The organism is Myxococcota bacterium (genome assembly GCA_035498015.1).
Taxonomy (GTDB): Bacteria; Myxococcota_A; UBA9160; order SZUA-336; family SZUA-336; genus VGRW01.
On sequence record DATKAO010000141.1, the window covers coordinates 32,787 to 47,563 of the forward strand.

13 protein-coding genes are annotated in these 14,777 nt (G+C 71.9%); 2 read left to right on the top strand and 11 right to left on the bottom strand.

Features of this window, described 5'->3' with window-relative positions; translation table 11 throughout:
* Positions 1-2 precede the first annotated feature (2 nt).
* The 11 genes from VMR86_12755 to VMR86_12805 all read right to left on the bottom strand — a co-directional run bounded on the left by VMR86_12755 (position 3) and on the right by VMR86_12805 (position 11,274).
* On the bottom strand, positions 3-701 hold the full coding sequence (locus VMR86_12755; GenBank protein HTO07914.1) for a glutathione S-transferase N-terminal domain-containing protein: 699 nt from the start codon (positions 699-701) through the stop codon (positions 3-5).
* Between the two features lie 25 nt (positions 702-726).
* Positions 727-1,956 (bottom strand): cytochrome P450, encoded by a 1,230-nt coding sequence (locus VMR86_12760; protein HTO07915.1) that lies wholly within the window; start codon positions 1,954-1,956, stop codon positions 727-729.
* Between the two features lie 104 nt (positions 1,957-2,060).
* Positions 2,061-2,657 carry an ABC transporter substrate-binding protein gene (locus tag VMR86_12765; GenBank protein HTO07916.1) on the bottom strand — a complete coding sequence of 199 codons (597 nt, stop codon included), beginning with the start codon at positions 2,655-2,657 and terminating at the stop codon, positions 2,061-2,063.
* A 16-nt stretch (positions 2,658-2,673) separates the two neighbouring features.
* On the bottom strand, positions 2,674-3,483 hold the full coding sequence (locus VMR86_12770; GenBank protein HTO07917.1) for a VacJ family lipoprotein: 810 nt from the start codon (positions 3,481-3,483) through the stop codon (positions 2,674-2,676).
* Positions 3,480-4,004 (bottom strand): outer membrane lipid asymmetry maintenance protein MlaD, encoded by a 525-nt coding sequence (mlaD, locus tag VMR86_12775; GenBank protein HTO07918.1) that lies wholly within the window; start codon positions 4,002-4,004, stop codon positions 3,480-3,482. Before mlaD ends, VMR86_12770 begins: the two co-directional genes overlap by 4 nt.
* The gene (locus VMR86_12780) at positions 4,001-4,783 is read right to left on the bottom strand and encodes an MlaE family lipid ABC transporter permease subunit (GenBank protein ID HTO07919.1); all 783 of its coding nucleotides are present in this window, start codon (positions 4,781-4,783) and stop codon (positions 4,001-4,003) included. Before VMR86_12780 ends, mlaD begins: the two co-directional genes overlap by 4 nt.
* On the bottom strand, positions 4,783-5,571 hold the full coding sequence (locus VMR86_12785; protein ID HTO07920.1) for an ATP-binding cassette domain-containing protein: 789 nt from the start codon (positions 5,569-5,571) through the stop codon (positions 4,783-4,785). The genes VMR86_12780 and VMR86_12785 overlap by 1 nt, the downstream gene beginning before the upstream one ends.
* 34 nt (positions 5,572-5,605) lie before the next feature.
* Positions 5,606-6,463, bottom strand: a complete 858-nt coding sequence (locus VMR86_12790; protein ID HTO07921.1) for an SDR family oxidoreductase — start codon at positions 6,461-6,463, stop codon at positions 5,606-5,608.
* Entirely contained in the window at positions 6,460-7,482 is a 1,023-nt protein-coding gene (locus VMR86_12795; protein ID HTO07922.1) for a medium chain dehydrogenase/reductase family protein, read from the bottom strand. Before VMR86_12795 ends, VMR86_12790 begins: the two co-directional genes overlap by 4 nt.
* Positions 7,483-7,536: 54 nt before the next feature.
* Positions 7,537-8,256, bottom strand: coding sequence for a transglycosylase SLT domain-containing protein (locus VMR86_12800; GenBank protein ID HTO07923.1), 720 nt, complete (start codon positions 8,254-8,256; stop codon positions 7,537-7,539).
* 123 nt (positions 8,257-8,379) lie between these two features.
* A complete protein-coding gene (locus tag VMR86_12805; protein HTO07924.1) occupies positions 8,380-11,274 on the bottom strand; it encodes a DEAD/DEAH box helicase in 2,895 nt (964 codons plus the stop codon).
* Positions 11,275-11,363: 89 nt separating this feature from the next.
* Between VMR86_12805 and VMR86_12810 the strand changes: the two genes are divergently transcribed.
* Positions 11,364-12,227 carry a GTP-binding protein gene (locus VMR86_12810; GenBank protein ID HTO07925.1) on the top strand — a complete coding sequence of 288 codons (864 nt, stop codon included), beginning with the start codon at positions 11,364-11,366 and terminating at the stop codon, positions 12,225-12,227.
* The gene (locus tag VMR86_12815) at positions 12,224-14,764 is read left to right on the top strand and encodes a DUF3516 domain-containing protein (GenBank protein HTO07926.1); all 2,541 of its coding nucleotides are present in this window, start codon (positions 12,224-12,226) and stop codon (positions 14,762-14,764) included. Before VMR86_12810 ends, VMR86_12815 begins: the two co-directional genes overlap by 4 nt.
* Positions 14,765-14,777: the final 13 nt, after the last annotated feature.

The following is a 14,777-nucleotide window of genomic DNA, read 5'->3' on the forward strand; positions in this document are numbered from 1 at the left end:
GCCTAGCGAGCGACTGACTTGGCGGTCTGTCCGAACAGGATCTTCTTCGCCTGCTCGTCCATGGTGCCCGGGGTGCGCAGCTCCTTGCCCACGTCGATGCCGCGGCGCACGGACGGGCGCTCCTTCACCGCGTCGTACCAGCGGCGCAGGTTCGGGAACTCGGCCAGGGTCTGGCCCAGGCGTTCGTGAGAGAGCAGCCAGGGCCAGCTCGCGCAGTCGGCGATCGAGAAATCGCCGCAGATGAAGTCACGGCCCGCGAGGCGCTTGTCGAGCACGCCGTACAGACGGTTCACCTCGTTCGTGTAGCGGTCGATGCCGTAGGCGATCTTCTCGGGCGCGTAGTTGCGGAAGTGATTCGCCTGGCCCGACATCGGGCCCAGCCCGCCCATCTGCCACATCAGCCACTCCTGCACCTCGGTGCGGCCGCGCAGGTCGCGCGGGCACAGCCTTCCGGTCTTGTCGGCGAGATACAAGAGGATCGCGCCCGACTCGAACACCGAGATCGGCTTGCCGCCGTCGGCCGGCGCGCGATCGACGATCGCCGGCATGCGGTTGTTCGGGCTGATCGCGAGAAACTCGGGCTGGAACTGCTCGCCGCGGCCGATGTTCACCGGCACGACCCGGTAGGGCAGGCCGAGCTCCTCGAGCGCGATCGAGATCTTCCAGCCGTTCGGCGTGGGCCAGTAGTGGAGATCGATCATCGGGCCAGGGTAGCCGAGCGCAGCTCTAGAGTCTGATCCAGAGCTCGCGCAGCCCGCGCAGCACGATGCCCGGCTTCCACTCGGGTGACTCGTCGGCGAGCTTCATGTTCGGGAAGCGCGCGACCGCGGAGCCGAGCGCGATCTGGGCTTCGAGCCGCGCGAGCGCCGCGCCCAGGCAGAAGTGCGCGCCGAAGCCGAACGCCAGGTGGCGCGCGTCGCCGCGCGCGAGGTCGAGCCGGTCCGGGTGCGTCCACACGGCGGGGTCACGGTTGGCCCCGGCCAGCATCAGCGAGACCTCCTGGCCCGGCTCGATGCGTTCGCCGAGCAGCTCGCGCGCCACGGCGCCCGGGCGCCGCGAGGTGACCGTGACCGGTCCTTCGAAGCGCAGCAGCTCCTCGATCGCGGGCCCGATCAGCTCGGGCCGCGCGACCAGCTTCGCGAGCTCGCCGGGGTGGCGCAGCAGGGCGTGGAGCCCGTTCCCGATCAGGTTGGTGGTGGTTTCGTGACCTGCGCCGAGCACGAGCACGACGGTCGAGAACAGCTCGTCGTCGGAGAGCTGGTCGCCCACCTCGCGCGCCGCGATCAGTCGACTCAAGAGGTCGGTGCGCGGCTGCGCGCGGCGCTGCGCGATCAGGCCGTCGAGATACTCGCGCATCTCGAGACAGGCGCCGGCCGCGCCGGCCAGGCCGCCCGCGCGGATCGTGCCGTCGAGGAAGGTGGCGATCGCGTCCGACCAGCGCTTCAGGTCGGCGTGGCGCTCGAGCGGGACGCCGAACAGCTCGGCGATCACGATGATCGGCAGGGGCATGCCCAGGTCCTCGATCGCGTCGAACTCGCCGCGGCCCGCCGCGGCGTCGAGCAGCTCGTCGGCGATCGCCTGCACGCGCGGCCGCAGCTCGGCCACGACGCGCGGCGTGAACGCCTTGTTCACGAGCGTGCGCAGGCGCGCGTGATCGGCGCCGTCCTTCAGCAGCATCATGTGCAGGGCCGTGCGCGCCACCACGCTGAACGGCGCCTGCGGGTCCGCAGCCACGGTGGCGAGCACCGACGCGGGGAATTTCGCGGCCGACCAGCTCGGGTCGCGCAGCAGCGCCGCGCAGTCGACGTGGCGGGTCAGGATCCACGCCACGTTCCCGTCGGCTTCCAAGTGGCGGTGGATCGGCCCCGCGTCGCGCAAGCGCGCGAGGTGAGGATGCGGGTTGGCCTGGACTTCGGGCGAAGCGGGGTCCCAGCGGGGCTCGCGGCGGGCGCTCATGTCACTCCTCCATTGCACCGGAAACGTCCCGGTGCAATGGCCGCGCCAGCGCCGCGCATGCGTCCGCGGCGTGCGTGGGCCCGCGGGCCGCAATCACTTCGCTGCTAGCTGGAGCGCTCGGACTGCGCCTGGGCGTTCTTCTCGTGCAGCGTCTGGATCAGGTTCGCGACGCCCTTCTGGGTCACGATCTCCTGGACCTGCGAGCGGAAGTTCCCGATCAGGCTCACGCCTTCGGGAATCACGTCGATCACCAGCCAGCGTTCACCGTTCTGGCGCAGGCGGTAGTCGATGCGCACGCCGTCGGGTGGCGCGCTGCCGCCGGACAGGTTCATGCGGATCGTCACGTCCTTGTTGGTCTCGAGCCGCGCGTCGCTGACGGCGATCTTCTCGCCCCCGGTGTAGCGGTCGAAGGTGCGCCCGTAGGTGAGCGTCAGGTGCTGCTTGAACTCTTCCAGGAACTGAGCCTGCTGCTCGGGCGTGAGCTGCGAGCGGTTCTTGCCGAGAACGAACTGCGCCATCTTCGGGAAGTCGAAGCGGTCGTTGGCGATCGCCTCGAGCTTCCGCACGCGCGCGTCGTGACTCAGTGACTTGTCGTTCAGGATCGCGAGCGTGTCGTCGACGGTCTGCTGGAACGATGCCTTGGCTGCCGCCAGATCGTCGGCTGCGAACGCGCGCGGCGCCGCGGCGAGGCACAGCAGCACGAGCAGCGCCGCGGCGCTACTCCGGCAGGCTCTCGCTGTCGTCGCTCTCGTACAGGTCATTGTCGGGTTTCTCCACGGGCTCCGCGCCGTTTCGGATGTCGCGCTCGCGCGCCTGGAAATACAGGTCGCGCGCGGAGCTGTACCAGTCCACCGCCGCATCGCGCGCCGCCTTGAGGTCGGCGTCGACCAGCGCGCGCCGGTTGATGTCGCGCAGCATGGTCTCGCCGTAGGGCGCGAACAGCGGCCAGAAGTAGCCGTCGCCCACGTTCAAGAGCCAGTCGAACGGCATGCCCACGAGATCGCGCGCGCAGCTGCGCGGCGCCAGCACCGGCAGCACGAGGTACGGCCCGGGCGTCATGCCCCAGACGCCGAGTGTCTGACCCATGTCCTCGCGCCGTGCGCGCAGGTGGAGATAGTGGTCGGCCGGGTCGAAGATGCCCGCGATGCCGACGGTCGTGTTGATGCCGAAGCGGGCCAGCGCGATGCCCGACTGCTTCGGGTCGAGCTGCAGCAGCGGATACACCACGTACCCGGGTGAGTTCAGGTTGTCGACGAACTGCTCCAGGTGGATGCGCACGGTGAGTGGCGTGATGAACATCCAGCCGTGCGCGAGCGGCCCGTAGATGTAGGCGTCGAGCACGTCGTTGTTGACCCAGAACATGGCCCGGTTGAAGGGCTGGAACGGGTCGTAGACGGCGTCGGGCGAATCGGTGGAGACCATCGCGTGCCCGGCCAGCTCCGGCTGCGCGGGACCGTTCGCCTCCGCGCACGCGAAGCACGCGCTGGCGGCGCCCGCGATCAGCAGCCGCGACAGGCGAAAGCTCACGAGCCCTTTCCTCCGCTCGGGGCTTTGCCGCCGTCGCCGCTTCCGCCCCCGCCGCTGCTGTTGCTGCTGCCGCCCAGGCTCTGGATCACCTTTCCGATCAGACGCTCGATCACGACCGCACTCTGCGTGTAGGCGATCTCTCCGCCCTGGGCCAGGAAGGTGTCGGATCCGCCCGGAGAGAGCCCGACGTACTGGTTGCCGAGCACGCCCTGGGTCAGCACGGCCGCCTGGGTGTCGTCGGGGAGCTTCAGGTTCTTGTCCACGTCCATCTTGACGCGCGCGCGGAAGCTCCCGTCCTTCGCCAGCTCGATGCCCGTGACCTGGCCGACCTTCACGCCGCCGATCACCACCGGGGAGCGCTTGGCCAGCCCGCCGATCTCGTCGAAGTTGGCGTAGAGCGTGAGCCCGCCCGGGCCCGAGTACGCGGCCCCGCCCAGCTCGATCGAGAGATAGGCGAGCGCAGCCAGCCCGGAGAGCACGAACACCCCCACGAGTAAGTCGCGAATCGGCGAGCGACTCATACCCCAACCCCCCAGAGTGCGGTGATCACGTAGTCGAACATCAGTGTGGCCACCGAAGCTTGCACCACTGCGCCCGTGGTCGCACGGCTGACCCCCGCGGAGTTCGGCGCCGACGTGTAGCCGCGCCAGGTGGCCACCAGGCCGACCAGCGCGCCGAACACCACCGACTTCAGCAGGCTGCCCAGCACGTCGTTGCGGAAGTCGATGTTGTTCTCGAGGCTCGAGAGATACGTGCCCGCGTCGACGCCCAGCAGGCCCACGCCCACGAGATACCCGCCGAACAGGCCGAACACGATGAACAGCGCGGAGAGCAGCGGCATGGCGAGCGCGAGCGCCAGCGCCTTGGGCTGGGTCACGAAGTCCAGCGGGTCGACCGACATCATGCGCAGCCCGTCGAGCTGCTCGGTCGCGACCATGGCGCCGATCTCCGCAGCCACCGCCGAGCCGGCGCGGCCGGTCACGAGCAGCGCGGTGAGCACCGGGCCGAGCTCGCGCACGAGCGAGAGACCCACCACCGCGCCCACGCTCTGCTCGGCGCCGAAGCGCACCAGCGTGTTGTAGCCCTGCAGCCCGAGCACCAGCCCCACCGCCAGGCCCGACGTGCACACGATCGCGAGTGACAGCACGCCCGTGTTGTAGAGCTCGTCGATCACACGGCGCAGCCGGTACGGCGGCACCAAGGTCTCGTAGACCAGCCGTGAGCCGAACAGCGTGATTCCGCCCAGGCCGTGGACGTTCTCGATCGTGCGCCAGCCGACGTCGCGAACCAGCTCGAACATCAGCTCGCGTCCTCGAGCGCGGGGCCGGTCCCGGCGGCCACGAGAAAGCGCTGGAGGCGCGGGTCGGGACTCTCCTTGATCTCCTTCACGGTGCCGGAGATCGCCGCGCCATCGACCAGGAAGACCACCTCGTCGGCCATGCGCATGGTGGACCCGATGTGGTGATTGGTGAGGATCATCGTGAGTCCCTTCGTGTGGTTCACCTCGACGAGCAGCGCTTCGATCAGGCGCACCGCGAGCGGGTCGAGACCCGAGAATGGCTCGTCGATCAAGAGGATCTCGGGCTCGGTGACCATGGCGCGCGCGAGCGCGGCGCGCTTCTTCATGCCGCCGGACAGCTCTCCGGGCAAGAGCGAGTCGACGCGCTTCAGGCCCACCGCCTCGAACTGGGCGTGCACGCGCTCGGCGATCTCCTTCTCGCGCAGGCGCGTGCGCTCGCGCAGCGGCAGGGCCACGTTGTCGAACACGGTCATCGAGTCGAGCAGCGCGCCGCCCTGGAACATCATGCCCAGGCGCTTGCGCACGCGGCGCATCTGGCGCTCGGGCAGACGCGAGATCTCCTCTTCGCCGATCCAGATGTCGCCGTAGTTGGGCCGCTGCAGGCCCGCCATGAGTCGCAGGAGCGTGCTCTTGCCGACGCCGCTCGCGCCCAGGATCACCGAGATCTTCGCCTGCGAGAAGCGGCACGACAGGCCGTCGAACACGCGGCGGTCGCCGAATGCGAGCCGCACCGACACCACGTCGACCCGCGAATTTCCCCGGTCGGGCATCTCTACCGTCGTGGGCAAGCCGCGCGTATATCGCGGACTTCGCGCATCGCCGCTAGGCCGAGATCCCGACGAGCTTCTCGCTCGCCTCCCACAGGCGGCGCGCCGCCGCGTCGTCCCGCGCGTTGGCGTGCGGCGCAGTCTCGCGCCGGTCGCCGAAGTAGCGGCCAGTGACTCCCTCGAGCTCGGGCGCGCTGCAGGCCCAGATCGAGGTCTCCGCGCCCTGCTCGGGCGAGCGAAAGAGCGGGCGCGCCAGCTTGGTCAGGAACTTGAGCACCGGGGCGTGGTTGTTCTGGCCGAGGCCCGTGCGCACCATCCCCGGATGGAGCGCGTTCACGGTGACTCCCGAGCCCGCCAGGCGCCGCGCCAGCTCGCGCGTGAACAAGAGGTTCGCGAGCTTCGAGCGGCCGTAGACGCCCCACGCCGAGTAGCGCTTCGACGCGCCCAGGTCGTCGAAGTCGAGCGGGCCGCCCATCTTGTGCGCGTCGGAGGCCACGTTCACGATGCGCGCGGGCGCGCTCTCGCGGATGCGCTCCAAGAGCAGGAGCGTGAGCAGGAAGTAGGCGAGGTGATTCACCGCGAAGGTGGTCTCGATCCCGTCGCGCGTCTCGCTGCGCGCGAGCTCCATCACGCCCGCGTTGTTCAGCAGGATGTGCAGCGGCTCGCCGTGAGACAGGAACTCGGCCGCGGCGCGGCGCACCTCGGCCTGTGAGCCGAGGTCCGCCAGCAGCACGTTCACCTCCGCGCGCGGCGACTCATTCTCGATCTCCGCACGCGTGTCCTCGGCGCGGCCCGCGTCGCGCGCCACCAGCCACAGGCGCGCGCCCATGCGCGCGAGCGCGCGCGCCGACGCGCGGCCGATGCCGTTGGTCGCGCCGGTCACGAGCGCCGTCTTGCCGCGCAGGTCGGTCACGGCACGAGCACCACCTTCCCGATGTTCTTGCGGTCTTGGATGTAGTGGTGCGCCTCGGCGGCACGGTCGAGCGGGAAGCTCGCGCTGATCAGCGGCGCGATCTCGCGCCGGTTCCAGCAGCCCAGGAGCGCGTCGAGCCAGCCGTTCACCCGGTCGATCTCCTCCCACAGGTGGGCCAGGTTCACGCCGAACACGCCCTTGTTCTCGCTGATGAGGCGGGCGGGGCCGAAGGCCAGCCAGGGCATGCGCGCCGCGGTCCACGCCACCTTGAACAGGTTCCGGCGCTTGCCGGTGGCGGCCGCCGAGAGCCCGAACATGGCCATGCGGCCGGTCGGCGAGAGCGAGCGGTAGCTCTGGCGGAACGACTTCCCGCCGACCGCGTCGAGCGCCAGGTCGACGCCCCGGCCGCGCGTGTACTCGCGCACGCGCTGCTCGAAGTCGTCGTGGTACGGATCGATCGCGAAGTCGAGGCCGAGGCGCTTCAGCGCGTCGTGCTTGCCCGACGAGGCCGTGCCGATCGTGGTCGCGCCGATGCGCTTGGCGAGCTGCAGCGCGGCGATCCCGACGCCGCCGCCCGCGGAGTGGATCAGCACGGTCATGCCCGCGCGCAGGCCGCCCATGACCTCGAGGATCTGCCAGGCCGTCAGGTAGTTCACGGGCAGCGCGGCGCCCTGCGGGGCGCTCATGTCCGCGGGCCGCGTCGCGAGCTGGACCTCCGGCACGCACACGGTGTCGGCGTAGCCGCCAAAGCGGGTCAGGGCGAGGATGTCGCGCCCGATCCAATCGGGCTCGACCTCGGCGCCCACCGCGTCGACACGCCCCGCGATCTCGTAGCCAGGCACCACCGGGCGCTTGGGCAGATCGGGGTAGAGCCCGAGCCGGCCCATCACGTCGGCGAAGTTCACGCCGATCGCCTCGACGCGGACCCGGACCTGGCGCGGCCCCGGCATCGGGTCGGGCGCCTCGCGCAGTCGGAGCACCTCGGGCCGGCCGAAGCGCTCGATCCACACCTGTCTCACGTCCACCCCTCCGGAGCGTCCGATTCTAGAGGTCGGAGACGGAGGGCGCCGGGTTCAGTCGGCCTCGGCGTCCTCGATGTCCTCGGGCTCGACCGGGCCGAACTGGCTCGAGAGCTCCTGGTAGCGCGCCAACACCGACAACAGGTACGGCGGCCGCGGCGTCCGCCCGCGCGCGACCATGCGCTGCACGCGGTAGGGACCCAGGTTGTAGGCCGAGATCGCGAGCGCCGGGTCGGTGTACATGTCGAACATCTCGCCCAGGTAGCAGGCGCCGATCGCCACGTTGGCCGCCGGGTCGAGCAGCGTGCGCTTGCCCGTGAAGGGGATGCCGTGGCGCTTCGCGACGTCGCGCGCCACGAACGGACGCACCTGCATGAGGCCGATCGAGCCACCCCGACCGTGCGCATGCGGGTCGAAGCCACTCTCCTGCTCGATGATCGCCAGCACGAGCGACGGGTCGAGCTGATGCGCCTGCACGGCGTCTTCGATCGCGGCCGCGACGCGTGCGCGGTCGACCGGAGTCAGGTCGGGCGCTCGCACCACCAAGAGCCCGGCGATGCGCTCGGAGAGCCGCGGGCGCTGGAGCGCCGGCGCGGGCCGAGCCTGCGGCTGCGGGGAGGGGCGAGTGAGTTCCGCGGGTGCCGGGGCCAGGGCGACCTGGCTCGAGGCCGGCGCGGCCTGCTCGCGCAATACCGCCGCTGCGAACGGCGTCTGACATGCAGACGCGATCAGCCCGAAAGCGGCGACCGTGATGGCCAGCAGCGCTCGCTGCACAGGTGCTCCCTGATTTCCCCCGCCGGAATTGAAGGCTCCGGCCGCCTGCCCGGATCGAGTCCACCAAACGGGTGCCATGCGAGCTGTGATCGGAGTCACCCGGGCCGGGCCGTGTGATCGGCCTCACGCAAGCAGGGCGAGCAAGTCCTCGCGGGAGATGGCGTTGGCCCGGTCGGCGCCAGCCAGCGCCGCCTGTGCCAGCTCGCGCTTCCGCTCCTGGAGCGCCAGGATGCGCTCCTCGACGGTGTCGCGCGCCACCAGGCGATATACGGAGACAGGGCGGTCCTGACCGATCCGGTGGGCGCGATCGGCGGCCTGGTCTTCGACGGCGGGATTCCACCACGGGTCGAGCAGGAAGACGTGGTCCGCGGCGGTCAGGTTGAGGCCGACGCCACCGGCGCGCAGCGAGAGCAAGAGGACGGGCGGACCGGCCGGCGACTGGAAGGTCTCGACCACGCCCGCGCGGTCGACGGTGCTGCCGTCCAGGCGCGTGAAGCCGATCGCGCGCTCGCGCAGCTCGGGCTCGACGAGGTCGAGGAGCGACGTCCACTGCGAGAACACGAGCGCCTTGTGGCCCTCGGCCACGGCCTCCTCGAGTGACTCGCACAGGACCGCGAGCTTGGTGGAGCCGGTCGCGTGCTGCCCCGGCACCAGCGCCCGGTGGCAGGCGGCCTGGCGCAGCCGCAGCAAGAGCTCGAGCGCCTCGAGCACGTTGCCGCCGGCCGACAGCCGCTCGACCACCTCGCGCTGCGACGCGGCGCGCACGGCGTCGTAGACGGCGCGCTCGTCGGCGTCGAGCTCGCAGTGCAGCACCGCCTCGGTGCGCGGCGGGAGCTCGCGCGCGACCTCGCTCTTCAGGCGGCGCAGCACGAAGGGCGCGATGCGCGCGCGCAGGTGGGCCGCCGCGCCTGGCTCGCCGGCCGCGACCGGCCGCGCGTAGCGCTCGCGGAAGTCGCGCAGCGAGCCGAGCAGGCCCGGGTTCGAGAAGTGCAGCTGGCTCCACAGCTCGTCGAGGCGGTTCTCCACGGGCGTGCCGGTCAGGGTGACTCGGAACGCGCCGGGCAGCGCGAACGCCGCGCGCGCGACCTGGCTGTCGGGATTCTTGATCGCCTGGGCCTCGTCGAGCACGACCGTGTCCCAGTCGACCGCGGCGAGCAGCTCGGCGTCGAGCCGCAACAGCGCATAGCTCGTGAGCGTCAGGTCGGCCGCGGGATCGAGCGCCCGCTTCGCGCCGTGGTACACCGAAGTGCGCAGGGCGGGCCGGAAGCGCTGCGCCTGCTCGGCCCAGCCGAACAAGACGCTGGTGGGCGCCACGACCAGCGTGCGGCCCGAGACGGCGCACAGCGCCTGCAGCGTCTTGCCCAGGCCCATGTCGTCGGCGAGCAGACCGCCGAGTCCGGCCGCGCGCAGGAAGGCGAGCCAGCGCACGCCGTCGCGCTGATAGCCGCGCAGCTCGGCGTGCAGGTCGGCGGGCAGGGCTGGATCGGGCAGGGACTCGAAGTCGTCGACCAGCGCGCGCAGGCGGGCGAAGCCCGGCGGTGGCGGCTCGCCGAGCTCGGCGTAGAGCCGGGCCAGGTCGGGCAGGGCGGCGGCGGGCAGGGCGCCGTTCGTGCTGCGCGCAGCCAAGAGGTCGGCCACGCGCCGCCCGTGCTGCGCGAGCCAGGCCAGCGGCAAGGGCGCGAAGCCGCCGCCGCTGAGCGGCACGAGTGACTCGCCCTCGCTCCACGCGCGCAGCACGCGCGCGGGGTCGACGCGCGCGCCGCCGGGCGTGCGGAACGAGAGCTCCAGCCGGTCCGTGCCGCCGCGCAGCTCGGCCGCGAGCTCGGGCGTGACATGGAACGCCTCGTGGGCGCGACCCACGAGCTCGCCCGAGAAGCGCTCGAGACGTGTGCGGTACTCGATCGCGTCCTTCGCCGCGAGCGCGAGCTCGGCGCCCGGCGCGAGGCCGAGCTCCCGGTCGAGCCGCGCCACGAGCGCGGACTCGGCCGACTCGTTGCGCCGCGGCACGGCGTCGCCCAGCGCGACCAGGCGGCCGTCCTCCACGCGCGCCACCGGCGGGTCCCCGTACACGAGCTCCGCCGCCACGCGCAGCCGGTCGCCCTCGCGCGTGACTCGCGCGCGCAGGCGGGGCCTGGCCAGCTCCTCGCGGGGCAGGCGCGTGGTGAGGATCTCGACCGGGATGCGCGCGCGCAGCTCGGGAATCACTTCCGCGACCAGCCGGCCCGCGGCGTCGGGCGGATAGAGCCGGCCTGCACCCAGCTCGCTGCGCTCGCGCAGCGAGAGGTGCGGATCGCCGACCGGCCGCAGCGCGCCGCCGCACAGCACGACGCCGTTGGCGAAGGCCTCGCTGAGCCGCGGGTCCTGCGCGAGCTGCACCGCGAAGCCGTCGCCGCGATCCTCGACGCGCGCGATCGGCAGCACCGGGTCGAGCGACACGGCGACCGGCGCACCGTCGAGGCGCACGTCCTCGCAGCCGACCAGCGCCGCGAGCAGGCGCTGCATCGACTCGGCCGGCGGTGGCCCGCTGCGGCGCGCGTCGACGAGTCTCTCGACCGCGAGGTCCTCGGCGCTGACCAACGGCGCCGGCCCGGGTCCGCGGCCCGCCGCGTAGGCCGACAGCGAGGCCGCGAGCGGCTCCTCGCGCCCGTCGCGCACGATCACGCGCGCCAGCGCGAGCCCGCCGGACTGCCGGGTGAGTCGGTAGCCCAGCCTGCCCGGCGCCGCCGCGGGTGCCGGGGCGGCCTCGCCCGACTCACTCGCGCGCCGCAGCGCGATCAGCGCCGCGCAGGTGTGCTCGCAGGGATCGTCGGCGCCGTCGCAGTCGCACTCCCAGCTCGCGTGGCGCGGGTGCAGCCGCACCGCCGGCGCGGCGTGGCCGGCGCGCACCAGCACGCGCAGCACGATCTCGTCAGCGGAGCGCGACTCGACGCTGACCGCGCCGCGCCGCACGAGCTCGACGCCGCGCGACCACACGGCGCTCTCCGCCTCGGCGCGCACCGCCTCGAACAGCTCCTTCATTCGCGGCGAAACCTAGCAGTGACGTGCCCGGCGGTCTCGGGCATCCTCCTGTGGTGACACCCCGTGGTGACGCTCGCGTTCCGGCGCTCGTGGTTTCGGGCTTCCTCGGCTCGGGCAAGACCACGCTCGTGCGCCGCCTGCTAGAGGACGCACACGAGCGGGGCCTGCGGCTCGCGATCGTGTCGAACGAGTTCGGCGAGGTCGGCATCGACCGCGCCCTGCTCGGCGGCGGCGACGAGACTTTCGTCGAGCTGGGCGGCGGCTGTGTCTGCTGCCGGCTCTCGGACGAGCTGGTCACCACGCTCGAGCGGCTGCGCGAGAAAGTGAGTCCCGACCGCGTGCTGATCGAGACCTCGGGCGTGGCGCTGCCCTACGACGTGCAGGTGCACTTCTACCGCGAGCCTCTGGTGCGCTGGATCGGCGAGGACCTGACCGCGGTGCTGGTGAACGCCGAGCAGCTCGCCGCCGGGCGCGACCTCGACGACACCTTCGAGGACCAGGTGACTTCCGCGGACCTCCTGGTGCTGAACAAGACCGACCTGGTCGCGCCCGCGGATCTGCCCGGTCTGGAGGCGCGGCTGCGCGCGCTCGAGCCCGACGCCCCGATCGTGCGCGCGCGACACGGCGACGTGTCACCCGACCTGCTGTTTCCGCCGGGCGCGGCCGAGGTGGCGCGCCGCGCCGACCGCGTGGCCCAGGCGCGCGCGCCGCACTCGCACGAGCAGTTCAGCGCCGAGGTGCGCGAGATCGCTCCCGGGCTGGCTCCGGCCGCGCTCGTCGAGTCACTGCGCGCCGAGAAAGCCCTGCGCGCCAAGGGCTTCGTCGAGACTTCCGAAGGCCTGCGCCTGGTGCAGGGCGTAGGGCCGCGCATCGAGCTTGTGGTGCCCGACGCGCCGCCGCCGCGCGAGCTCGTGGGCCGCGTGGTGCTGATCCGGCGCGGGGCGGCGCATTGAGCGAGCCGGCGCGGCTCGACTCACTGGCGCAGCCGCGCGGCCTGCCGCCCGCCGAGGTCCTGGCGCGCTTCGTGGGCTGGTGCGAGGGCCGCGGCTTGCGCCCGTACCCGGCGCAGGAGGAGGCGTTCCTCGAGCTGCTCGAAGGCAAACACGTGGTGCTGGCCACGCCCACGGGCTCGGGCAAGTCACTCGTGGCGCAGCTCCTGCACTTCAAGGCGCTGTGCGAGGGCGCGCGCTCCTTCTACAGCTCGCCGATCAAGGCGCTGGTCTCGCAGAAGTTCTTCGCGCTGTGCGCCGATTTCGGCGCCGAGAACGTGGGCATGCTCACCGGCGACGCCAGCATCAACCCCGCGGCGCCGATCGTGTGCTGCACCGCCGAGGTGCTGGCCAACATGGCGCTGCGCCGCGGCGACGAGATGGACCTGCCTTACGCGGTGCTCGACGAGTTCCACTTCTACGCCGATCCCGCGCGCGGCTGGGCCTGGCAGGTGCCACTGCTCATGCTGTCGAAGACCACGTTCCTGCTCATGTCGGCTACGCTCGGAGACACGAAGGAGATCCGTGCCGACCTGGCGCGGCGCACCGAGCGCCCGGTCGCGCTGGTGACTTCCGACGAGCGCCCCGTGCCGCTCGACTTCTCCTACCGCGAGACACCGCTGCACGAGACCGTCTCCGATCTGCTCGAAGAGGGCAAGGCGCCGGTCTACGTGGTGAGCTTCACGCAGCGCGAGACCGCGGAGCTGGCGCAGAGCCTGACGAGCCTGTCGGTCGCGACGCGCGCCGAGCGCGACGCGATCGCGCGGGCGCTGGCCGACTTCGACTTCGACAGCCCCTACGGCAAGGAGCTGGCGCGGCTGGTGCGCGCCGGCATCGGCATCCACCACGCGGGGCTCCTGCCGAAGTACCGGCTGCTGGTCGAGCAGCTGTCGCAGAAGAGTCTGCTCAAGGTCATCTCGGGCACCGACACGCTCGGCGTGGGCGTGAACATCCCGATCCGCACGGTGCTGTTCACCAAGCTCGCGAAGTTCGACGGCACGCGCGTGGGCCCGCTGCGCGTGCGTGAGTTCCGGCAGATCGCGGGCCGCGCCGGGCGCAAGGGCTTCGACGACCGCGGCAGCGTGGTGTGCCAGGCGCCGGAGCACGTGATCGAGAACAAGCGCATGAGGAACCGCGCCGGTCAGGGCGGCAGGAAGAAACGCGAGGTCACCAAGAAGCCGCCGCCGGGCTTCGTGGGCTGGAACGAGGACACGTTCCACAAGCTGATCGAGCGCCCGCCCGAGCCGCTGCAGTCGCGCTTCCGTGTGACTCACGGCATGCTGATCCTGCTGCTGCGCCACGGCGAGGAGCTCCCCGACCCGCGCCGCAGCTGGCGGCTGGTCGCGGAGCTGATCGCGACCAGTCACGAAGACGAGCGCCGCAAGCGGCGCCTGCTGCGCGACGCCGCGAAGCTGTTCCGCGGGCTGCGCGCGGCCGACATCGTGCGCATCGAGCGCGACTCGGCGAGCGGCCTGCGGCGCGTGCGCGTGGCCGACGACTTGCAGTGGGACTTCTCGCTCCACCACGCGCTCTCGCTGTATCTGGTCGAGGCGATCTCCTACGTCGAGGCGCGCGACGAGGCGTTCGCGCTCGAGCTGCTCTCGCTGGTCGAGGCGGTGCTGGAAGACCCGCGCGCGATCCTGATGCGCCAGGTCGACCGGCTGAAGAGCGACTTGATGGCGCGCCTCAAGGCCGAGGGCGTGCCGTTCGAGGAGCGCATCCGCCGGCTCGACGAGGTCGAGCCGCCCGCGCCCAGCCGCGCCTTCATCGAGCAGACCTTCGACTACTTCTGCCGCCGCCACCCCTGGGTGCAGCGCGAGGACGTGCGCCCGAAGTCGATCGCGCGCGAGCTGGTCGAGGGTTACTGGGACTTCGACCACTACGTGCGCTTCTACGGCTTGCAGCGCGTCGAGGGCCTCTTGCTGCGCTATCTCGGCGAAGTCTACGGATCACTCGTGCAGACCGTGCCCGCCGCCGCCAAGACCGACGCCGTCCACGACGTGATCGCCTACCTGCGCGCGCTGATCGAGCGCGTCGACTCGAGCCTGGTCGCGGAGTGGGAGAGTCTCTTGCACCCCGACCCGGTTGCACAGCCCGCCGCGCCCGTGCTGCGCGCGTACGACCTGGCCGCCGACCCGCGCGAGCTGCGCGCGCGCGTGCGCGCCGAGCTGCATCGACTCACCCGCGCGCTCGCGCAGCGCGACTTCGAGGAGGCGGCGCGCTGCGTGCACCAGGACCCCGACGATCGCTGGACGCCCGAGCGCTTCGCGCGCGCGCTCGAGCCGTTCCGCACTGACTACGGCGAGATCGTGTTCACGCCCCGCGCGCGGGAGAACCAGTGGACCCGGCTCGAGCCCGACGGCGCGCGGCGCTGGCGCGCCAGCCAGGTGCTGCTGGACCGCGAGAACGACAACCTGTGGCACATCGCGGCCGTGGTCGACCTCGGCGGCGAGCGCGACCCGGTCGGCCCGCTCCTGCGAGTCACTCGGATCGGTACCTGAGCGGGCTCGGCAG